Below are 20128 nucleotides of genomic sequence, written 5' to 3'. Positions count from 1 at the left end.
TCAGCTGTCGAAGCCGAACAGATGTTCGATCGCTTCCCAGCTGCGGTCCATCGGCCAGGCCGCCGACAGCACCGGCACGCCGATATGGCCGTAGTAGATCGACAGCTGGTCCTCGGCACTTTCCTCGTCCGAGCCGTCGACCCCGGCCAGATACAGCGCCGAGACCAGCCCGGTGCGGTCCGAGCCCGACTTGCAATGCACCAAGAGCGGCTTCGGCATGTCGCGCAGCAGTCGGATGATCTCCTGCGCCTCGGCGGCCGAGACATCCTTGCTGGCCGACATCCGGTAATCGGCATGGCTCAGGCCAAGCCGCTTGGCGGTCGCGATCTCTTCGCGGTACCAGCCCTCGTGCTCTTCGGCGCCGCGCAGGTTGATCACGCTGCGGATGCCGTTCCGCGCGACCATCTCTTCCAGCATCTGCGCATCAGGCTGGGCCGAGCGGTAGAGTTCGCCACGCACCACGGTGTGGACATTGCCCGAGACCTGAAGCCAGCCGAGGTAGCCAACAAAGCCCGCCAGAAGCACCGCGAGAGTGATCCCGCACCGCTTCGCCCTGCGCCAGCCGCATCTGGTCATCCGCCCCGAACCCTCTGATTCGTCCCTCTCCGCCGTGATAGCGCAGTCAGGCCGCATCGGGAGAGGATTTCTTGACCGCGGGGAAGTCGATCGCCACCCGCAGCCCCGGATCGGCACCTTCCAGCCGAAGCTCGGCCCCGTGCAGATCGGCGATCACCGCGACCAGCGACAGGCCCAGCCCGCTGCCCGGCGTCGTGCGGCTGCGCTCGAGCCGGTAGAGACGGCGCAGGACATTGCCGCGCTCTGCCTCGGGGATGCCGGGGCCGTCATCCTCGACCGCCAGGCGAGCGCCGCCGGCATCCTCAGCCAGCGACAGCCGGATCCGGCTGCCCGGCGCGGTGTGGCGCAGGGCGTTCTCGATCAGGTTGGCGATCACCTGCCCCAGCAGCGCCCTGTCGCCCGTCACCCGCACCGGGCCCGGCGCGATCGCCAGATCCAGCCGGTGGCCGCTGTCTTCGGCCGAGGGCGCGTAGACTTCGCCCAGCGTGCGCGCGATCTCGGCCAGATCGACCAGGGCGAAGCGCGCGCGCGGGCTGCCACCCTCGATCTGCGCGATCTGCAGAAGCGCCTGGAAGGTCGCGGCAATGCCCTCGGTCTCGGCCCCGGCCTTGTCGGCCAGCGCCAGCGCCTCCTCCGGCAGACCTTCGACCCCGCGCAGCCGTTCGAGCAGCACCGAGACCCGCTGGATCGGCGTCTTCAGGTCATGCGCGATATCGGCCGAAACCTGCCGCAGCGCCTCGGTCGCGGCCTCGCGGGCGCTGGCCATGTCGTTGATCCGCTCGCCGATCACCGTCAGGTCGTCGTCGCGCCGATGCGGGCCCGCGACCCGCGCCGACAGCTCGCCCGCCGCGATCCGGTCCAGCACCGCGCCCAGCCCGTCGATCCGCCGCCCCGTGCGCCGCGCGATCCAGACCCCGCCCGCCATCGCGATGACGACGCTGGGAAGAAGGCTGACCAGCAGCAGGGTGACATAGGCGCGGCCCAGATCCTCGATCTGGCTCTGGCTGGCGGCGACCGTCAGCAGGCCCCCGCGCAGCCGCGCGGTGAAGGCGAGATAGGGCAGATGGTTTTCCAGTTGCAGGTCTTCCAGCGGGTAAAGCCGGAACCCCTCTTCGCCGGGCGCCAGATAGCCGTTGCCATAGCGCCGGCCGTCCGGGGAAAGATAGCTGATGATCCGCCGCCGAGGGTCGGTCGCCTGCGCCTCGGCATTGACCAGATCGCCGATCGCGCCCGGCGTCGGTGCCGCCGAATAGCCCGCCACCGCCGCGCGCAGATCGTCGCGCAGCCCTTCGGCCAAGGACGCGCGGGTCACGGCGTAAGAGGCCGCGAGCGTCGCAAGGCTCGCCAGCACGAACAGCGCGACCAGCCCCGCGGCCAGCCGCACCGGCGTCGACAGCCACAGGCGCCGCGATCGGCTCATTCCGCGATCCGGTAGCCCGCGCCGCGCACGGTCTCGATCAGTTCCTGCGCGAAGGGCTTGTCGACCTTGGCGCGCAGCCGGCTGATATGGGTCTCGACCACGTTGGTCTGCGGATCGAAGTTCAGGTCCCAGACCGCCTCCAGCAGCATGGTGCGGGTCTGCACCCTGCCCTTGCGCCGCATCAGATGTTCCAGAAGCGCGAATTCGCGCGGCAGAAGGTCGATCTCGACCCCGCCGCGCGTCACCCGGCGCCGGATCAGGTCCATCTTCAGATCGCCCGCCGCCAGCACCGTCTCTTCGGCCTTCATCTGCGGCCGCCGCGCCAGCGCCGCCAGCCGCGCCGACAGCTCGCCGAAGGCGAAGGGCTTGGTCAGGTAGTCGTCGCCGCCCGCGTTCAGCCCCTCGATCCGGTCGTCGACCCCGCCGAGCGAGGTCAGGAACAGCACCGGCGTGCGGTTGCCGGTCGCGCGCAGCGTCCGCACCAGACTGAGCCCGTCGAGCCCGGGCAGCATCCGGTCGACCACCATCACGTCGTAATCGGCGGTCGAGGCGCGGATCAGCCCCTCGCGGCCCTCGGTCAGCAGGTCGACCGAATGCCCCTCGCGCGCGAGGCCGTCGACGATGTAATCGCCGGTGGTCCGGTCGTCCTCGAGCACGAGTATCTTCATGTCGTCTCCGCTCCGGGTGCGGGTGGCAGTCTGGTTGGCAGTCTGGGTGGCAGCCTCGGGCATGGCCCTTCCTCCAGTTAGGCGAAACCCGCGCGTTTGGCGAGTGTCCCCACCCATCTGGCGCGCTGGCCTCTCGCCCGCCTGACGCCCGGATTACAGAACCGTAACCCGCTGATCCCGGTGGATTACAGACATGTAATCGCGCTGACAGGCAGTCTTGAAAGCCCGGGCCCAGATTGACCCCATGCCGAGCCGCAGCGGGTCTTCCGACGGAGAGCGGCACGAAACAGTCACACCGGAGGATACCATGTCCATTCGCACCCTCACCCGTTCCAAGACCCTGTCCGGCCTCGCGCTCGCCTCGGTGGTCGGCGCCGGCGGTGCCGCGATGATCACGGCCTCGCCCGCCCTCGCCGTGCCCCCCGGCGGCTACGCGGACCTCGTCGAGAAACTTGCCCCCTCGGTCGTCTACATCGAGGTGACCGAGAAGCAGCCCGAGATGAACGACCAGCAGCGGGCCCAGATGGAGATGATGCAGGAACTGCAGCGCCGCTTCGGCGTGCCGGGCATCCCTCCGGGCGCCATGGAAGGCAATTCGAAGCCGGTGATGGGCGTCGGTTCGGGCTTCATCGTCGGCAAGGACGGCACGATCGTCACCAACAACCACGTCGTCGACGGGGCCGAGACGGTGAAGGTCAAGCTCTCGGACGGGCGCAGCTTCGACGCCAAGGTGATCGGCACCGACCCGATGACCGATGTGGCGGTGATCAAGATCAGCGCGGATGTCGACCTGCCGGCGGTCAGCTTCGGCGACAGCGACACCATCCGCGTCGGCGATGCGGTGCTGGCGGTCGGCTCGCCCTTCGGGCTGGGCGGCACCGTGACCTCGGGCATCATCTCGGCCAAGTCGCGCGACATCCAGGCCGGGCCCTATGACGACTACATCCAGACCGACGCGGCCATCAACCGCGGCAACTCGGGCGGGCCGCTCTTCAACGAGGCGGGGCAGGTGATCGGGGTCAACACCGCGATCTTCTCGCCCGACGGCGGCTCGGTCGGGATCGGGTTCGCGGTGCCCTCGGACCTGGTGCAGAACGTCGTCGGCCAGATCGAGAAGGGCGGCGAGATCGAGCGCGGCTGGCTGGGCGTGCAGATCAAGCCGATGAGCGACGAGGTCGCGCAGGTGCTGGGCTATGCCGAGCAGAAGGGCGCGGTCGTGGCCGCGGTGGTGCCGGACAGCCCGGCGGCCAAAGCGGGCCTGCAGCCGGGCGACATCCTGATGCAGATCGGCGCGACCAAGATCGGCGACGTGCGTGACCTGACACGCGCCGTGGCCGACACCAAGCCCGGCACCAACGAGAAGATCACCGTGCTGCGCCACGGCAAGAACACCGATCTGGACGTCACCATCGGCAACCTCGCGAAGTCGAAGGACGCCTGATCGAAGGCACGACGCCTCCGTCTGTACCTCGGAGCGCGCGAAGGGGCCGGTCGTCTTTTGGGGAGCGACCGGCCCCTTTCCTATGTCTCGGGCGGGGCACCGGCGGGCGGCAGGATCGGACCCGCGAAGGCTCCATCCCGCCGATGCACGCTCACCATCCTGCCGGCGCGGACAAGGCCGAGCGAACTGCCGTAACGTTCGCAGGACGGCGACGGAGCGACCCGTGGCAAGGCGGCAGACCACGGACCGCGCGGATCCGCCGAACCGCCCCCCTACAGCCCCGACAGCTTCCCGCCCAGTTCCTCGGCCGCCTTCATCACCACGCCCGCCAGTTCTGGCACCGCCGCGGGCGTGACCCTTGCGGCAAGGCCAGAGATCGAGATCGCGCAGACCGGCTCGCCCGCGGCCGAGAACACCGCCGCCGCCACGCAGCGCATGCCCGCCACGAATTCCTCGTCATCGACCGCATAGCCCTGCGCGCGCACCCGCGCGATCTCGGCCATCAGCGCGCCGGCCGAGGTCAGGCTGCGCGGCGTCTTCGGCGGCAGGCCGTGGCGGGCGACCAGCGCCTCGATCGCCGCATCGGGCCAGCTCGCGACGATCGCCTTGCCCATGCCCGAGCAGGTCACCGGCGTGCGCCCGCCCGGCGAGGCGATCGCGCGCATGATCTCGCGGCTTTCGACCTGCGCCACGGTGCGCACCACGCCGTCTTCCAGCACGCCGAGGTTCGCCGTCTCGCGCGTGGCGTCGCGCAGCCGGCGCAGGATCGGCAGCGCAGGGGCCACGATGTTCTCGCGCCGGGTGAAGGCGGTGCCGACAGCGAAGGCGCGACGGCCCACATACCAGCGGCCCGTCGCCGTCGCGAACTGCACGAAGCCGCGCTGCTCCATCGTGGTCAGCAGGCGATGCGCGGTCGACGGCGCAAGCCCCACCGCCCGCGCCGCATCCGACAGCCGCGCGCCCTCTGCGGTTTCCGCAAGGTGTTCGATCAGGGCCAGCGCCCGGTCGACGGACTGCACCATCGGCGGATCTCCTTCCACATCGTGGAAAGCATACGCCTGTCGGCTCAGCGCCGGAAGAGCGCCACCTGCTCGGGCACCAGCCGCTCGCCGTTACCCTCCTCGATCAGCCGCTCATAGGCCGCAAGCACGCCGCGCGCCACGTCGTCGCGCGTGCCCAGATCGGCGACCATCCGGCGGTAATAGCCGATGTCCTTCAGCCCGTTGGCGTTGCTGAACCGCATCGAGGACACGTCGCCGGTCAGGATGAAGGGCGACAGCCGGTCGAGCGCGGCCCCATAGCCGCCGCCGCGCTTCAGGCAGTCGACCAGCACCTCGGGCGCGATCCCGCCCTCGGCCGCCGAGGCCGCGGCCTCGGCCAGCAGCGTCGCGGTGCCGAGCGAGACGAAGTTGTGCAGAAGCTTCAGCCGGTGGCCCGCCCCCGGACCTCCCGCGTGGAAGCGGTTTTCGGAAAAGGCGGCCAGCAGCGGCTCGACCACGGCCAGATCCTCGGGCGCGCCGCCGATCAGCAGGTTCAGCCGGCCCTCCTCGGCCTCTTTCGGCGTGCGCGTCATCGCGGCGTCAAGGAACCGTCCCCCCGCCGCGGCGACCTTCGCCGCCAGCGCCTCGGTCGAGGCCGGAATCGCGGTCGAGCAGTCGATGACGAAGGTGCCCGCGCGCAGCACCGGCAGCACCCGGCCCAGCACCTCTTCGACCTGCGGCGAGCCGGTGACGCACAGCAGCAGCACGTCGCAGTCCGCGGCCAGCGCCTCGACCCCGTCCACCCGGGCGGCGCCCGCCGCCAGCAGGTCGTCCACCGGCTGGTTGCCGGGGTGGTCGAGGAACGACAGCGCGAAGCCCCGGCCCAGGATGTTCTTCGCGATGCCGTGGCCCATCAGGCCGATGCCGACCATGCCGATGCGGTTCATGGGGTCTCCTTCAGAAACCGTCCCGCAGTCCAAGCGACAGCGCGGGCACGTAGGTTATAAGCAGCAGCAAAGCCAGAACCGTGCAGACCGGCACCAGCAGCGAACGGAACATGCGCTGCACCGGGATGCCCGCCACCTGCGCCGCCGCGAACAGGTTCACGCCAAGCGGCGGGGTGATCATCCCCAGCGCGAGGTTGACCACGATCACCACCCCGAAATGCACCGGGTCGACGCCGAAGCCCACCGCGATCGGGGTCAGGATCGGCGCCAGCACCAGGATCGCGGCCGAGGTCTCGACGAACATCCCCACCACCAGCAGCAGCAGGTTCACGAACATCAGGAAGCTGACCGCGCTGTCGAACCGCCCCTGCGCCCAGCCGCCGACCACCGCCGGCAGGCCCGACAGGCTGACGAGGAACGAGAACAGCCCCGCCGCGCCGATGATCAGCATGATCGCGCCCGTCGACAGGGTCGCGGCCCGGAAGATCGCCGGCAGGTCGCGCCAGCCGATCTCGCGGTAGATGAAAAGCCCCACCACCAGCGCATAGACGGCCGAGACCGCGGCGGCCTCGGTGGGCGTGAAGATGCCGCCGTAGATCCCACCCAGGATGATGACCGGCAGAAGCAGCGCCCAGAAGGCGCGCGCGGTGGCGGTCAGAACGCCCAGCCGATCATCGCCGTCGCGCTTGCCCAGACCCTTCACCCGGCACCAGATCTGCACCATCGCCACCAGCCCCGCGGCGATCAGCAGCCCCGGCACGATGCCCGCAAGGAACAGCTGCCCCACCGAGGTGTCGGTCGAGACCGCGTAGACGATCATCGGCACTGACGGCGGGATGATCACTCCCAGCTCGGCCGAGGCCGCCTGGATCGTGCCCGCCATCGGCACCGGATAGCCATGCGCGCGCATCGCCGGGATCAGGATCGCCCCGATCGCGAAGGTGGTGGCGACGGACGAGCCCGAGATCGCGGCGAAGATCATGCAGGTGACGACGCAGGTCGAGGCAAGCCCCCCCTGCATGCCGCCCACCAGCGACTTGGCGAAGTCGACCAGCCGGCGCGAGACACCGCCGTGGGTCATCAGCTGCCCGGCGAGGATGAAGAAGGGCACCGCCAGCAGCGGGAAACTGTCGAGGCTGGTGAAGATCTTCTGCGGCACCACCAGCATCGCCGGGCGTCCGGTGATCCAGATCCCCACGACCGAGGCGAGCCCGATCGACACCGCGACCGGCACCGACAGCGCGAAGAAGCCGATCAGGGCGGTGACGAGAACGCCGTTCATTCGCCGTCCTCCAGCCGCGCCGTGACAGGGCGCAGTTGCGCCAGCAGCACCCCCGGGATCGCCAGCGCCGCGCCCACCGGGATCGCCGCGTAAAGCCAGGACCGCGAGATATCCAGCATCGCCACCGACTGGCGCGAGACACTCAGCGACAGCTTCGTGCCGAAGAACACCAGGATGCCCAGGAACAGCAGCACGCAGAGCGTCACCGCCCAGCCGATCCAGCGGTCGGCGGCCTTCGGCAGGGCCGCGCGCAGCACCTCGAGCGGGATCATCGCCGCCAGCCGGAACCCGGCGCCGGCGACAAGGAACACCATCCAGATCACCACGGCACGGGCCACGACCTCGGTCCAGGCCCAGCTGTCGCCCAGCAGGAAGCGCGTCACCACCTGCAGGAACACCAGCCCCAGCGCGACCGCCATCAGCAGCGCCGCCAGATTGTGGGTCAGGCGGATCAACCGCTCGCCCGCGCCAAGCATCGCGTCGCGCATGCTGCCTCCCTCCCTTCGCCTCCGCGGGGGACTATGACCGCGCGCGCCGGGCTCTGCCAGCCCCCCGCGCCCGCGATCCGCCGCGGGTGACGCCCCGTCAGCTTGCGCCGGCGCCCCGGATCGGAACTGGCATCTGCCGCCCGACCGGATCATCCTGCGCGCGGCCCGGAGCGGGGCCACACGGGAGGTGCATCATGAAGATCGACACGAACCTCTGGTTCGATCCGCGCAATCTGTTCGTCGGTGGCGGCTGGCGCCCGGCCTCGGGCGGGACCCTGAGCGTCGAGGACCCCTCGACCGCCGAGACGATCGGCGAGATCGGCCGCGGCACCGCCGCCGACATCGATGCCGCGGTCGAGGCGGCCGAGGCCGCGCTCGAGGGCGACTGGGGCCGGATGAGCGCGACCGAGCGCGGGCGCATCCTGACCGAGATGGGCCGCATCGTCCTGCGCCGCGCCGAAGAGCTTGCCCGCATCGAGGCGCTGGACGTCGGCAAGCCGATCCACCAGTCGCGCAACGATTCCGTGGCGCTGGCCCGCTACCTCGAATTCTACGGCGGCGCCGCCGACAAGGTGCATGGCCAGACCATCCCCTATCGCGACGGCTTCACCGTCTACACCCTGCGCGAGCCGCATGGCGTGACCGGTCACATCATCCCGTGGAACTACCCGATGCAGATCCTCGGCCGGTCTGTCGGGGCGGCGCTGGCGATGGGCAATGCCTGCGTGCTGAAACCGGCCGAGGATGCCTCGCTCTCGTCGCTGGCCTTCGCCGCGATCGCCGAAGAGGCCGGGCTGCCGGCCGGCGCGCTGAACGTGGTGACCGGCCTTGGCGCAGAGGCCGGCGCGCGGCTGGCCGCGCATCCGGGCGTGCATCACCTCAGCTTCACCGGCTCGGTCGCGACCGGGCGGCACATCCAGGCGGCGGCCGCGGCGAACGTCGTGCCGGTGACGCTGGAACTGGGCGGCAAGTCCCCGCACATCGTCTTCGACGACGCCGATCTCGATGCGGCGATGCCGGTGCTGGTCGGGGCCTGCATGCAGAACGCGGGCCAGACCTGCTCGGCCGCGTCGCGGGTGCTGGTGCAGCGCGGCGTCTACGACCAGGTCCGCGCCCGGATGGCCGAGATCTACGGCCGGCTCGAATCCGGTCCCGCGATGGGCGGCCACGACCTTGGTCCGCTGGTGAACGCCAAGCAGAAGCGCATCGTGTCGGACTACATCGCGCTGGGCCGGGCCGAGCTGACCGTGGCGGCCGAAGGGCGGATCCGCGACGATGCCGCGCCCGCGGGCCATTTCGTCCCGGCGGTGCTCTTTGCCGAGGTGCCGCCCGATCACCGGCTGGCGCAAGAAGAGATCTTCGGCCCGGTGCAGGTGCTGATCCCCTTCGAGGACGAGGCCGAGGCGCTGAAGATCGCGAACGGCACCGACTACGGCCTTGTCGCCGGGGTCTGGACCCGCGACGGCGGGCGGCAGATGCGGATGGCGCGCAAGCTGAACGTCGGTCAGGTGTTCCTGAACAACTACGGCGCCGGCGGCGGGATCGAGCTGCCCTTCGGCGGCACCGGCCGTTCGGGCCACGGACGCGAGAAGGGATTCGAGGCGCTCTTTGGTTTTTCGCGCCTGAAAACCGTCGCTGCCGCGCACGGATGACGCCACGGCAGCGATAATCGCATCGAATGGTCAAAATTGTGGAAGTCCGTTCCACACCTGCGGTTGCAGGACGGGCGAAGCATGCCTATTCATTAACGAATTAGGAGTATTGATCGCATGCGTTACCGTTCCCTGCCCCCTCCAATTCCTCCGGAGAGCGAGAGCCAGCCCCGTCAGAAGATCGTCCGGCGCAAGCTGTCGGACGAGGTTCTGGACCGGCTGCAGGAAATGATCGAGACCGGGGCATTGGCCCCGGGCCAGACCCTGCCCTCGGAACGGGAATTGATGGACCGTTTCGGCGTCGGCCGCCCGGCAGTGCGCGAGGCACTGCAGCAGCTGCAGACGATGGGCCTGATCACCATCGCGCATGGCGAGCGCAGCCGGGTCAACGCGCTCAGCGCCGACAGCGTCCTGCAGCGGATCGACGCGGTAGCCCAACTCCTGCTGCTCTCCGAGCCGCAGCAGCTGGGCCACCTGAAGGACGCCCGCCACATGTTCGAATGCGGCATGGTGCAGGCCGCGGCCCGCAACGCCACCCCGCAGGATGTGGCCGACCTGCGCGCGATCCTCGCCGACCAGGTCGAACGGATGGACGACGCCCGCGCCTTCATCGCCGCCGACATCCGCTTCCACAGCCGCATCGCCGTGATCTCGGGCAACCCGCTGTTCACCGCGATCAGCCAGACCATGCTGCGCTGGATCTTCCGCTATCACGAAGGCCTGCTGCACTGGTCGGGCCAAGAGCAGGTGACGCTGGCGGAACATCAGCGCATCGTCGACCAGATCGCTGCCGGCGACGCGCACAATGCCTGCCTCGAGATGGGCAAGCATATCGAGCGGTCGAACGCGATCTACATCAAGTCGCTCTGACGAAGGTCAGCCGGGCGCGCGGCGGCGCACTGACGCCGGCCGCCCCGGGATCGACAGCGCCGCATCGGCGCGCGGGCTGCGTGCGATCACCCGGCCCTTCGACACCACCGCCAGCCGCGCCGGGCGCAGCCGCAGCACATCGACGGGGGTCTTCGCGTCCAGCACCACCAGCGAAGCCATGTTGCCCGGCGCGATGCCGTACCCCTCCAGCCCGAGGATCGCGGCATTGGTTTCGGTCACCATCTCGAAGCAGCGGGCCATTTCCGCGGGATGCGACATCTGCGCGACATGCAGCCCCATGAAGGCCACGTCCAGCATGTCTGCAGTGCCCAGCGAATACCACGGGTCCAGCACGCAGTCCTGCCCCCAGCCGACGCGGATCCCCGCCGCCTGCATCTCGCGCACCCGCGTCAGGCCACGGCGCTTCGGGAAGCTGTCGTGCCGGCCCTGCAGCATGATGTTGATCAGGGGGTTCGGAATGGCCGAGATCCCGGCCTCGGCGATCAGCGGCAGCAGCTTCGAGACATAGTAATTGTCCATCGAATGCATCGAGGTCAGGTGGCTGCCCGCCACCCTGCCCTGCAGCCCGTGACGGATGGTTTCATCCGCAAGCGCCTCGATATGGCGGCTCATCGGGTCGTCGGTCTCGTCGCAATGGATATCGACCCTCAGGCCCCGCTCTGCGGCGATCCGGCAAAGCTCGGCCAGCGAGGCCGCGCCGTCGGCCATGGTGCGCTCGAAATGCGGGATGCCCCCCACCACCTCTACGCCCATGTCCAGCGCGCGAAGCGTGTTCACCCGCGCCGTCGGGTCGCGGTAGAAGCCGTCCTGCGGGAAGGCCACCAGCTGCAGGTCGATATAGCCTTTCACCTTCTCGCGCAGCTCGAGCATCGCCTGCACGCCCAGAAGTCGGTCGTCGCAGGTGTCGACATGGCTGCGGATCGCCAGCAGCCCCATCGAGGCCGCCCAGTCGCAATAGTCGAGCCCGCGCGCGACCATATCGTCGACCGTGACGATCTGCTTCAGCTCGCCCCACAGCGCGATGCCTTCCAGCAACGTGCCCGAGGCATTCACCCGCGGCAGGCCATAGCTCAGCGTCGCGTCCATGTGGAAATGCGGATCGACGAAGGGCGGGCTGATTAGATCGCCGGAGGCCTCGATCACCGTGCCCGCGGTGACGCCCTCGGGCAGCGTCTCGACCGCGACGATCCGGTCGCCGCGGATGGCGATGTCGGTGACGCGCCCGTCGGGCAGCGTCCCGCCCTTCACGATCAGATCGAACTCGGCCATCTCGCGGCTCCTTATCTTTCGCCCTTGCGGAAGGGCACCATCAGCGCCGCCGGCACCGCCGCGCGGCGCGACATCACGATCAGCGCCAGGATCGACAGCAGGTAGGGCAGCATCAGGAACACCTGATAGGGCACCGCAGCCCCCAGCCCCGTCTGCTGCAGCCGGATCTGCGCGGCATCGAAGGCCGCGAACAGGAACGCCCCCGCCACTGCCTTGCCGGGCTTCCACGCCCCGAACACGACCAGCGCGATGCAGATCCAGCCGCGGCCGTTGACCATCTCGAAGAAGAACGAGTTGAAGGCGGACAGCGTCAGGAAGCTGCCGCCCACCGCCATCAGCCCCGAGCCCGCGATCACCGCGCCCATCCTCAGCCCCGCGACCGACAGGCCCTGCGCCTCGACCGAGGCCGGGTTCTCGCCCACCGCCCGGATCGCGAGGCCCAGCGGCGTGCGCGCCAGCACCAGCGACAGCACGATCGCCACGCCATAGGCCAGATAGGTCAGCGGCGTCTGGTCGAAGAAGGCGGGCCCTAGAACGGGGATCTGCGACAGGCCCGGCACCGGCCAGGTCGCGAAGGCCTCGATCTTCGGGGGCGAGGTCACCTCGGGCAGCGCCAGCCGATAGGCGTAATAGCTCGACGCGGTGGCAAAAAGCGTGATCCCGATCCCCACCACGTGCTGCGACAGCCCGAAGAGCACGGTCAGCACCGAATGCAGCGCGCCGAAGGCCATGCCGGTCGCGAAGGCCACCGCGACCGCCGGCCAGAGCCCGAAGCCCGCATAGGCCGCGTACCAGCCCGAAAAGGCGCCCGCGACCATGATCCCCTCGATCCCGAGGTTCAGCACGCCCGCGCGTTCGCACAGCAGTTCGCCCAGCGTCGCGAAGATCAGGGGCGAGGCGATGCGCACCATCGCCACCCACAGGCTGACCGAGATCAGGATGCCCCAAAGATCGCTCATGCCCGGCGCACCCGGTAGCGGGTCAGCATCAGCGCCAGCACCATCGCCAGCAGCGCGAAGGCCAGCAGCATGTCGGCGATGTAGGTCGGCACCTCGGCCGCGCGGCTCATGCTGTCGGCGCCCACGAAGATCGCCGCCACGAACAGGGCCGCCAGCACCACCCCCAGCGGATTGAGCGCGGCGAGCATCGCCACCACGATCCCGGTGTAGCCATAGCCCGGGCTCAGATCCAACGTCAGGTTCCCCTTCAGCCCCGCAACCTCGGAAAAGCCCGCCAGCGCCGCCAGCCCCCCCGACAGCGCCGCGGTGCGGATCACCACGCCGGGCACGCCGATGCCCGCGAAGCGCGCCGCGGCCTCGCCCGCGCCGACGGCCCGCATCTCGAACCCGGCGACGGTCTTGCGGTCGATGATCCAGACGGCGACCGCGGCGAGTATCGCCAGCGCGAAGCCCCAGTGCAGCCGCAGCCCTGTGACGATCCGCGGCAGCCGCGCCTCTTTCGCCAGCGCCGCCGATTTCGGCCAGCCCATGCCCATCGGATCCTTCAGCGCACCTTCCAGCAGCATCGAGACGACAAGCAGCATCACGAAGTTCAGAAGCAGCGTCGTCACCACCTCGTCGACGCCGAAGCGCAGCTTCAGCACCGCCGGCCCCAGCAGCATCAGCGCCCCCGCGACCATCGCCGCCAGCGCGATCACCGGGATCAGCACGGCCGAAGGCCAGGGCAGCGCCCCGGTGCCCAGCAGCACGGTGACCAGCGCGCCCGCGTAAAGCTGCGCCTCGGCCCCGATGTTCCACAGCCGCGCCCGGAAGGCGACGGCCACGGCCAGCCCGGTGAAGATCAGCGGCGTCGCCCGGTTCAGCGTCTCGAGCAAGGCAAATTTCGAGCCGACCGCGCCCTTCACGATCAGCCCCAGCACCGCCAGCGGCTCGGCCCCGGCCGCGAGCGCCAGAAGCGCCCCCAGCGCGGCGGTCGCGACCAGCGCCAGCACCGGCGGCAGCATCCGGCGTGCGGGTGTCGGCGCGGCGATCGGTTCAAGCCGCATGATCGAACCCCTGCCCCGCCATCCACAGCCCCAGATCCGCCGTGCCGATGGTGCCGCGCGCGAAGCCCGGCGACAGGCGGCCTTCGGACATCACGTGGATCACGTCCGACAGCGCCGTCACCTCTTCCAGATCCTCGGAAATCAGCAGCACCGCCGCGCCGCGCGCCCGCGCCTCCAGCAGCCGCTCCTGCACGAAGGTCACTGCCCCGATGTCGAGCCCGCGCACCGGCTGGTTCGCCAGAATGACCTTCGGCGCCTCTTCCAGCACCCGGCCGAGGATCAGCTTCTGCATGTTGCCGCCCGACAGCAGGCGAATGCGGGCGTCCGGCCCCGGACAGCGGATGTCATACGCGGCGATCAGCCTCGACGTATGAGTTCGCGCCGCCGCCCAGTCGATCCAGCCCGCGCGCGAGAACCGGGGATCGCGCAATGTCTCCAGCACCGCGTTCTCGGTCAGGGAGAAGTCGCCGATGGTGCCGGTGTGGTGGCGATCCTCGGGGATCCGCGCGATCCCCTGCCCCACCGCCCGGCGCGGCGACCAGCCCTGCACCGGCGCCCCGCCGATCTCGATCCGCCCCGCGACCGGCGAAGTCAGCCCGCCGATCAGAGACGCGAGCGCCCCCTGCCCGTTGCCCGATACCCCCGCAAGCCCGGTGATCCGCCCGGCGACCAGATCCAGATCGACGCCGCGCAGATCCGGCCGGAACCCGGCGGTGGAAACGCCCGCCAGCCGCAGCGCAACCCCGCCCTCGCGCGCGGGCGCAATCGCCGGGGCCGCGACCTCGGCCCCGACCATCATCGCGGCCAGCTGCGCCGGGCTGGTGCCCCCGATCGCGACCTCGCCCACTGCCCGGCCATGCCGCAGCACGACGACGCGGTGCGCAATCGCCATCACCTCGTGCAGCTTGTGCGAGATGAAGATCACCGCCAGCCCCTTCGCAACCGCCTTGCGCAGGGTCGAAAACAGCGCCTCGGCCTCTTGCGGGGTCAGCACCGCCGTCGGCTCGTCAAGGATCAGCACCCGTGCGTCACGGTAGAGCGCCTTCAGGATCTCGACCCGCTGCCGCTCGCCCACCGACAGGTCGGCGACCCGCGCCATGGGATCGACCGCCAGCCCGAAGTCGCGCGCCAGCGCCTCGATTCGCGCCCGCGCCGCCGCCCGGCCCGAGCGCAGCCGCCAAAGCCCGCGTGTGCCCAGCATCAGATTGTCGAGCACGCTCAGGTTCTCGGCCAGGGTGAAATGCTGATGCACCATGCCCACGCCCGCGGCCAGCGCGGCACGGGGCTGGCCGGGGGGCAGCGCCTGCCCCCCCACTTCGATCGTGCCCCCGTCGGCCGTGTAATGGCCGAAGAGGATGTTCATCAGCGTGGTCTTGCCTGCGCCGTTCTCGCCCAGCAGCGCCACGACCTCGCCGGCCGCGACCGACAGCGAGATCGCGTCATTCGCCACCAGCGTGCCGAAGCGCTTGGTGACGCCGGTCAGGCGCAGCGCGGGCGTCATCTCAGGCCTTGGGTTCCGCGTCGTTGACCTCGACCACGAACGAGCCGTCCTTGATCGCGGCCTCCTTGGCGGTGACCAGATCGACCGCCTCTTTCGGCACCTTGCCCTCGAAGGTGCCCAAGGGTGCCAGCGTCGCCCCGCCCGCCTCCATCAGCGAATAGACACCGTAATCCTCGGATTTGAACTCGCCCGCCTTCACCTTGGCGATGGCGGCGTTCAGCGTCGGCTCGAAATGCCACAGCGCCGAGGCCACGACCGTCTCGGGATAGTCGCCCTGCGTGTCGATCACGTTGCCGATCGACAGAACGCCCTTCTCCTTCGCCGCGTCCGAGACGCCGAAACGTTCGGCATACATCACGTCGGCCCCGGCCTCGATCATCGCGAAGGCGGTCTCCTTGGCCTTCGGCGGGTCGAACCACGAACCGATGAAGCTGATCTGGAAGGTGGCGTCGGGCCGCGTCTCCTTCACGCCGGCCATGAAGGCATGCATCAGCCGGTTCACTTCCGGGATCGGGAAGCCGCCGACCATGCCGATGTTGCCCGACTTGGTCATGGCGCCCGCGATGATCCCGCTCAGGTAGCTCGCGTCCTGGATGTAGTTGTCGAAGACGCCGAAATTCTCCAGATCGCCCTCGGGCTTGAAGCTCGATCCCATCAGGAAGGCGGTCTTCGGATAGTCGGCGGCGACCTCGCGCGCCTCCTGCTCGACCCCGAAGATCTCGCCCACGATCAGCTGGGTGCCGGCCTCGGCATATTCGCGCATCACCCGCGGATAGTCGGTGTTCGAGGTGTTTTCCGAATAGGTATACTCGATCTCGCCCGCTTCCTGCGCGGCGAGCGCGGCCTTGTGGATGCGGCTGACCCATTGCTGCTCGACCGGCACGGTGTAGATCCCGGCAACCTTGATCTTCGCGCCCTGCGCCCGCGCCATGCCCGCGGGCAGAGCCAGCGCAAGGGCCAGGGCGGCACCGCTTGCCAGCAGGTTGCGGCGGGTGATGGTCGGCGTGGTGGTCATGGCAATCGTCTCCCTGTCGTTCGTATGATTATGGTTTTCAGCAGTTGTGCCAAAGTTTGACCGATTGGAAAGAAAAAACCCGCGCCGGATCGCTCCGGTGCGGGTCTGGTGCCCAAGACGCAGGCAGTCGCGGGATGGCCCGCGATCAGGTGATGGTCTCTTCCACCCCCGCCTCGGCGCTTTCATCGCTGAGCGTGTCGAACAGGCCTGTCGTCGCCTCGCGCCAACGAGTGATGTTCCACCGCTTGGCCGAGGCGCGCAGCTCCTTCATCCGGGCCCGCTTCTCGTCTGCGCCCATCGCCAGCGCCTGATCCAGCGCGCGATCCATCGAGGCATGGCTGAACGGATTGACCGGAATCGCCCCGTTCAGCAGCACCGCGCAGCCCGCGAATTCCGACAGGATCAGCGCGCCGTCCTTCTCGTGCCCCTTGGCAACGCAATACTCCGCCGCCACCAGATTCAGCCCGTCCGCCAGCGGCGTGATCGAGCAGACATCCGCCGCGCGGTAGTATGATACCAGCTCCGCCAGCGGGATCGCGGTCGAGATCAGCGAGACCGGCTGCCATTCGAAAGTGCCATGGGTGCCGTTGATCCGGCCCGTCAGCTCTTCGATCTTGACCTGCACCTCTTCATAGGCGGTCATCCCCCGGTTCGCCCCGACCGAGACCAGCATCAGCCGAACCTTGCCCTTCAGCTCGGGCCGGCGGATCAGCAGCCGCTCGAAGGCCTCGAGCTGCTCGATGTTGCCCTTGGTATAGTCGGTGCGGCTGACCGACAGCACCAGCTGCCCGTCGCCCATCCAGTCGCGGATCGCCTGCACCTTCTCGGCGACCTCCTGCCCCTCGGACAGCTCCTCGAGGTAGTCGTAATTCACGCCGACCGGGTTCGTTTCCACATGCACCTTGCGGCCCTTGTAGTCCATCAGCACCGGGGTGAAGCGTTCCGACAGCGCCGCGCCGCGCGGCGTCAGGCTGTCCTCGGTGCGCCGGTCGCTGATCGTGCGGGCCGAGGTCAGCGAATGCGCGACGCTCGTGAAGTTCTGCGCATAGCGCGGGATGTGGAACCCGACCGAGTCGCAGGCCAGAAGCGAGCGCACGATCTCTTCCCGCCAGGGCAGCACGTTGAACATGTCGGCCGAGGGGAAGGGCGTGTGGTGGAAGAAGCAGATCTTCACCCCCGGCTTCAGCTGGCGCAGGTAGCCCGGCACCAACCACAGGTTGTAGTCATGGATCCAGACCACGCCATCATCAGAGACGACATTGGCCGCGGCCTCGGCGAAGGCCCAGTTCACCTCGCGGAAGGTCGGCCAGTCGACGGGGTCGTAGTTGTAGCGCTCCTTGAAGCCGTGAAGGATCGGCCAGAACGCCTCTTTCGAGGTGACGTGATAGAAGCTTTTCACCTGCGCCGGGGTCAGCGGCAGGCGGCTGACCTTGTACTTGCCATAGCTGTCGTCGATCTCGATCACCCGCTCGAAGTCGGGGTTCGCGGGATCGTCGGCATGTTTCCAGGCCACCCAGGCGCCATTGCCCATCTTGCCCATCACGCCCTTCAGCGTCGGCACGATGCCGTTCGGGCTGCGGTTCTCGCGCAGCTCGACGGTACCGTCCTCGAGCACATGCTCCTCATAGGGCTGGCGGTGATAGACGACGACGAGATCGGATTTGGCCTGGCTCATGCGAAGACCTCCGCCGGCGGGGTGGGATGCAGCCCGAAGGCCCGGATCGCCTCGGCGATGCCGCCGGTGCCGGGCAGGTCGCAATGACGGGCCAAGGGCAGGCTGCGCGTCGCCTCCAGAAGCCCCGCCTCGCTCTCGCCCACCACGGCGCCATGCAGGCCGGTCAGGAACATCGACAGGTCGTTCAGCGTGTCACCCGCCACCAGCACCCGGTCCTTCGGAATGCTCAGCTGCTCCAGCAGCCGCAAGAGCGACGGCCCCTTGCTGACGCCCCCCGGCAGCACGTCCAGATAGCAGCCGTGCGAGATCAGGATGTCGAGCCCCGCCGCCTCCAGCTCGGCCACCGAGGCCGGGTCATAGGCGACCGGGTCCCAGTGATAGGAGACGCGGTGGCGGAACGGCGTCTGCTGTTCCGAAAGCCCCGGCGCGTCCTTCAGCACCGAGCGGATCCAGTCACCGCGGTCTTGCCACGCGTCACGGATGTGGCTTTCCAGCGCCGCGATCGGCGCCAGCCCCCCTGCCCCGCGATCGACGCCGGCAATGGTGGTGCCGACATCGCCCACGACGTAATCCGGCCAGGGCGCGCCCCCCGAGCCGCACAGTTCCGCAATGAAGCCCGGATCGCGGCCGGTGACGAAGATCAGCCCGACCGCCTCGCGTCGCGCCTCGATCCAGTCGTAAAGGCTTTTGCGCATCTCCGGCGTGCCGCCCAGGAAGGTGCCGTCGAGATCGGTCGCCAGCACGAATTTCCACGCGCTGCGGTCGCGCACCAGGGCGGCCGCGTCGATCTGGTGTTCAGCAAGCAGGGTCATCCGGTCATATCCTCGAAGCGGCGCGTCACGGCCTCAACGGCGGGATGCGCGAATTCCAGTTCAAGCCCGCGCCGCTCGGCACGGATCGGTGCGGCCCAATAGGCCGCGAAAGCCTCGCCGATCACCGCGTCCTCGGCGGTGATCGCGCGCACCATCTCGCAGATCGGCATGTGCAGGTTCAGCCGGCGCGCCAGATCGGTGACGGTGACGGCATTGTGCCGCCCCTCGACCACGACCGGACGCCCCTCGAAAACCTCGGCATCGCCCAGCCCCTGCCCGCGCTGGAACCCGTAGGAGAAGTTGCGCGACTGTTTCGACGAGCAGGTCAGCATCAGGTCGCCAAGGCCGCCAAGGCCGGTGACGGTCTCGCGCCGCCCGCCCAGCCGCACCGCCAGCTCCTTCATCTCGTCCAACCCTCGCGTGATCAGCGCCGCGCGGGAGTTCTCGCCGAAGCCCGCGCCGGCCAAGATCCCGCAGGCGATGGCGATCACGTTCTTCACCGCGCCGCCGACCTCGACCCCCGGCATGTCGTCAGAGACATAGGGCCGGAAACTGTCGGTCGTCAGCGACAGCGCCATCCGCGCCGCGGCGCGCTTCGCCGGGGGGATATGCGCGTCAGAGGTGCAGGCGACGGTGACGGCGGTCGGATGCCCGGCCGCGGTCTCGGTCGCGAAGGTCGGCCCGGTGACAGTGCCGATCGGCCGCTCCGGGGCCATCTCGGCCGCGACATCCGACATCAAGAGGCCCGAGCCCTTCTCGATCCCCTTGGCGCAGACGAAGACCGGCACGCCGCGCGGGCTCAGTCCCGCGATCTGCTCGGCCATGCCCCGGATCGTGGTCGAGGGCGTGACCAGCAACACCGCCTCGGCCCCGCTCAGCGCCGCCGCCATGTCGGTGGTGGCCGCGATCCGCGCCGGCAGGTCGATGCCCGGCAGATAGCGCTCGTTGCGATGACGCGCGTTGATCTCGTCAGCCAGAGCCGCATCGCGCAGCCAAAGCCGCACCTCGCGCCCGGCCCGCGCCGCGACCGAGGCCAGCGCCGTCCCCCAGGCCCCGCCACCCAGAACGGCGATGCGGTGATAGGGTCGCGGCGCGTCCATCGCGGCCTCGCTCGACTTGGGGTTCAGGTCCGGCATCGGGTCAGGTGCGGGCCGCACCAAGGCGGCCTCTCCCGGCTCGGGTTTCGGCAAGGGCTGCTCTGGCCCGGCGACGGTCGGGTGGCTGTCGTCTGGTTTCTGCATGTGCGAGATAGTCTAGGGCAGGTTCCCGCTCATGGCCACCTCGCCCCGGGACTTTCCGCCCACACCCGCCGCAAGCAACTGGAATGAAATGAAAATTTCTGCCTTGATCCGCAGCCGGGCCCGAACCTTCTCGGAATCCCGGTCGAGGTCCAGAAAGTTAATGTGTTTTCATAAACTTAGCATAATTGCCAATTGGCAATTTCCGCTTTCGCACTGGTAAAAATATCCCGGGGGGAGGCCCGGCACGGGCCCGGGGGGCAGCGCC

Annotated in this window: 18 protein-coding genes; 3 read left to right on the top strand and 15 right to left on the bottom strand. The window is 69.2% G+C overall.

Going from position 1 to position 20128, the window contains the following annotated elements:
* From V8J36_RS14855 to V8J36_RS14845, 3 genes are read right to left on the bottom strand one after another with little or no spacing between them, the layout of a single operon-like run.
* On the bottom strand, nt 1–576 hold the full coding sequence (locus V8J36_RS14855) for a tyrosine-protein phosphatase (RefSeq protein ID WP_336468095.1): 576 nt from the start codon (nt 574–576) through the stop codon (nt 1–3).
* A gap of 46 nt (nt 577–622) precedes the next feature.
* Nucleotides 623–1996, bottom strand: coding sequence for a sensor histidine kinase (locus V8J36_RS14850; RefSeq protein WP_336468094.1), 1374 nt, complete (start codon nt 1994–1996; stop codon nt 623–625).
* Complete coding sequence (locus V8J36_RS14845) at nt 1993–2664, bottom strand: response regulator transcription factor (RefSeq protein ID WP_336468093.1); 672 nt, start codon at nt 2662–2664, stop codon at nt 1993–1995. The genes V8J36_RS14850 and V8J36_RS14845 overlap by 4 nt, the downstream gene beginning before the upstream one ends.
* A 307-nt stretch (nt 2665–2971) precedes the next feature.
* Here V8J36_RS14845 and V8J36_RS14840 point away from each other — a divergent pair, with 307 nt between their 5' ends.
* Complete coding sequence (locus V8J36_RS14840) at nt 2972–4105, top strand: Do family serine endopeptidase (RefSeq protein WP_336468092.1); 1134 nt, start codon at nt 2972–2974, stop codon at nt 4103–4105.
* Nucleotides 4106–4377: 272 nt separating this feature from the next.
* Here V8J36_RS14840 and V8J36_RS14835 read toward each other — a convergent pair whose 3' ends face one another.
* From V8J36_RS14835 to V8J36_RS14820, 4 genes are read right to left on the bottom strand one after another with little or no spacing between them, the layout of a single operon-like run.
* A complete protein-coding gene (locus V8J36_RS14835; protein WP_336468091.1) occupies nt 4378–5127 on the bottom strand; it encodes an IclR family transcriptional regulator in 750 nt (249 codons plus the stop codon).
* Between the two features lie 44 nt (nt 5128–5171).
* The gene (locus tag V8J36_RS14830) at nt 5172–6032 is read right to left on the bottom strand and encodes an NAD(P)-dependent oxidoreductase (RefSeq protein ID WP_336468090.1); all 861 of its coding nucleotides are present in this window, start codon (nt 6030–6032) and stop codon (nt 5172–5174) included.
* 10 nt (nt 6033–6042) lie between these two features.
* Nucleotides 6043–7314, bottom strand: a complete 1272-nt coding sequence (locus V8J36_RS14825) for a TRAP transporter large permease (protein WP_336468089.1) — start codon at nt 7312–7314, stop codon at nt 6043–6045.
* On the bottom strand, nt 7311–7802 hold the full coding sequence (locus V8J36_RS14820) for a TRAP transporter small permease (RefSeq protein ID WP_336468088.1): 492 nt from the start codon (nt 7800–7802) through the stop codon (nt 7311–7313). The genes V8J36_RS14825 and V8J36_RS14820 overlap by 4 nt, the downstream gene beginning before the upstream one ends.
* Nucleotides 7803–7996: 194 nt before the next feature.
* Here V8J36_RS14820 and V8J36_RS14815 point away from each other — a divergent pair, with 194 nt between their 5' ends.
* Nucleotides 7997–9454 carry an aldehyde dehydrogenase family protein gene (locus V8J36_RS14815; protein ID WP_336468087.1) on the top strand — a complete coding sequence of 486 codons (1458 nt, stop codon included), beginning with the start codon at nt 7997–7999 and terminating at the stop codon, nt 9452–9454.
* 117 nt (nt 9455–9571) lie between these two features.
* Nucleotides 9572–10324, top strand: coding sequence for a transcriptional regulator NanR (nanR, locus tag V8J36_RS14810; RefSeq protein WP_336468086.1), 753 nt, complete (start codon nt 9572–9574; stop codon nt 10322–10324).
* A gap of 6 nt (nt 10325–10330) precedes the next feature.
* Here the strand turns inward: nanR and V8J36_RS14805 are convergent, their stop codons facing one another.
* The 8 genes from V8J36_RS14805 to V8J36_RS14770 form a co-directional block, all read right to left on the bottom strand.
* On the bottom strand, nt 10331–11614 hold the full coding sequence (locus tag V8J36_RS14805) for an amidohydrolase family protein (RefSeq protein WP_336468085.1): 1284 nt from the start codon (nt 11612–11614) through the stop codon (nt 10331–10333).
* A gap of 11 nt (nt 11615–11625) precedes the next feature.
* Nucleotides 11626–12573 (bottom strand): ABC transporter permease, encoded by a 948-nt coding sequence (locus V8J36_RS14800; RefSeq protein ID WP_336468084.1) that lies wholly within the window; start codon nt 12571–12573, stop codon nt 11626–11628.
* Entirely contained in the window at nt 12570–13619 is a 1050-nt protein-coding gene (locus V8J36_RS14795) for an ABC transporter permease (RefSeq protein WP_336468083.1), read from the bottom strand. The genes V8J36_RS14800 and V8J36_RS14795 overlap by 4 nt, the downstream gene beginning before the upstream one ends.
* Nucleotides 13609–15120 (bottom strand): ABC transporter ATP-binding protein, encoded by a 1512-nt coding sequence (locus V8J36_RS14790; RefSeq protein ID WP_336468082.1) that lies wholly within the window; start codon nt 15118–15120, stop codon nt 13609–13611. Before V8J36_RS14790 ends, V8J36_RS14795 begins: the two co-directional genes overlap by 11 nt.
* 1 nt (nt 15121) lies before the next feature.
* Nucleotides 15122–16135, bottom strand: a complete 1014-nt coding sequence (locus V8J36_RS14785) for a BMP family protein (RefSeq protein ID WP_336468081.1) — start codon at nt 16133–16135, stop codon at nt 15122–15124.
* A 145-nt stretch (nt 16136–16280) separates the two neighbouring features.
* Nucleotides 16281–17810 carry a glucosylglycerol-phosphate synthase gene (ggpS, locus tag V8J36_RS14780; protein WP_336468080.1) on the bottom strand — a complete coding sequence of 510 codons (1530 nt, stop codon included), beginning with the start codon at nt 17808–17810 and terminating at the stop codon, nt 16281–16283.
* The gene (locus V8J36_RS14775) at nt 17807–18622 is read right to left on the bottom strand and encodes an HAD family hydrolase (RefSeq protein WP_336468079.1); all 816 of its coding nucleotides are present in this window, start codon (nt 18620–18622) and stop codon (nt 17807–17809) included. The genes ggpS and V8J36_RS14775 overlap by 4 nt, the downstream gene beginning before the upstream one ends.
* Nucleotides 18619–19863, bottom strand: a complete 1245-nt coding sequence (locus V8J36_RS14770; protein ID WP_336468078.1) for an NAD(P)H-dependent glycerol-3-phosphate dehydrogenase — start codon at nt 19861–19863, stop codon at nt 18619–18621. The genes V8J36_RS14775 and V8J36_RS14770 overlap by 4 nt, the downstream gene beginning before the upstream one ends.
* Between the last annotated feature and the right edge of the window lie 265 nt (nt 19864–20128).

This window comes from Frigidibacter sp. MR17.14 (assembly GCF_037095735.1).
In the GTDB taxonomy this organism is placed as follows: domain Bacteria; phylum Pseudomonadota; class Alphaproteobacteria; order Rhodobacterales; family Rhodobacteraceae; genus Frigidibacter.
The sequence above is the reverse complement of the archived record's forward strand: the minus strand, read 5'-3'. Positions and strand labels throughout refer to the sequence as shown.

What these genes read in the sequence shown, in the direction of transcription:
- V8J36_RS14770 (WP_336468078.1), bottom strand. Translation starts at nt 19,863, where the DNA reads ATGCAGAAACCAGACGACAGCCACCCGACCGTCGCCGGGCCAGAGCAG.
- V8J36_RS14775 (WP_336468079.1), bottom strand. Translation starts at nt 18,622, where the DNA reads ATGACCCTGCTTGCTGAACACCAGATCGACGCGGCCGCCCTGGTGCGC.
- V8J36_RS14850 (WP_336468094.1), bottom strand. Translation starts at nt 1,996, where the DNA reads ATGAGCCGATCGCGGCGCCTGTGGCTGTCGACGCCGGTGCGGCTGGCC.
- V8J36_RS14800 (WP_336468084.1), bottom strand. Translation starts at nt 12,573, where the DNA reads ATGAGCGATCTTTGGGGCATCCTGATCTCGGTCAGCCTGTGGGTGGCG.
- V8J36_RS14815 (WP_336468087.1), top strand. Translation starts at nt 7,997, where the DNA reads ATGAAGATCGACACGAACCTCTGGTTCGATCCGCGCAATCTGTTCGTC.
- V8J36_RS14785 (WP_336468081.1), bottom strand. Translation starts at nt 16,135, where the DNA reads ATGACCACCACGCCGACCATCACCCGCCGCAACCTGCTGGCAAGCGGT.
- V8J36_RS14845 (WP_336468093.1), bottom strand. Translation starts at nt 2,664, where the DNA reads ATGAAGATACTCGTGCTCGAGGACGACCGGACCACCGGCGATTACATC.
- V8J36_RS14830 (WP_336468090.1), bottom strand. Translation starts at nt 6,032, where the DNA reads ATGAACCGCATCGGCATGGTCGGCATCGGCCTGATGGGCCACGGCATC.
- V8J36_RS14790 (WP_336468082.1), bottom strand. Translation starts at nt 15,120, where the DNA reads ATGACGCCCGCGCTGCGCCTGACCGGCGTCACCAAGCGCTTCGGCACG.
- V8J36_RS14835 (WP_336468091.1), bottom strand. Translation starts at nt 5,127, where the DNA reads ATGGTGCAGTCCGTCGACCGGGCGCTGGCCCTGATCGAACACCTTGCG.
- V8J36_RS14795 (WP_336468083.1), bottom strand. Translation starts at nt 13,619, where the DNA reads ATGCGGCTTGAACCGATCGCCGCGCCGACACCCGCACGCCGGATGCTG.
- V8J36_RS14825 (WP_336468089.1), bottom strand. Translation starts at nt 7,314, where the DNA reads ATGAACGGCGTTCTCGTCACCGCCCTGATCGGCTTCTTCGCGCTGTCG.
- ggpS (WP_336468080.1), bottom strand. Translation starts at nt 17,810, where the DNA reads ATGAGCCAGGCCAAATCCGATCTCGTCGTCGTCTATCACCGCCAGCCC.
- V8J36_RS14805 (WP_336468085.1), bottom strand. Translation starts at nt 11,614, where the DNA reads ATGGCCGAGTTCGATCTGATCGTGAAGGGCGGGACGCTGCCCGACGGG.
- V8J36_RS14820 (WP_336468088.1), bottom strand. Translation starts at nt 7,802, where the DNA reads ATGCGCGACGCGATGCTTGGCGCGGGCGAGCGGTTGATCCGCCTGACC.
- nanR (WP_336468086.1), top strand. Translation starts at nt 9,572, where the DNA reads ATGCGTTACCGTTCCCTGCCCCCTCCAATTCCTCCGGAGAGCGAGAGC.
- V8J36_RS14855 (WP_336468095.1), bottom strand. Translation starts at nt 576, where the DNA reads ATGACCAGATGCGGCTGGCGCAGGGCGAAGCGGTGCGGGATCACTCTC.
- V8J36_RS14840 (WP_336468092.1), top strand. Translation starts at nt 2,972, where the DNA reads ATGTCCATTCGCACCCTCACCCGTTCCAAGACCCTGTCCGGCCTCGCG.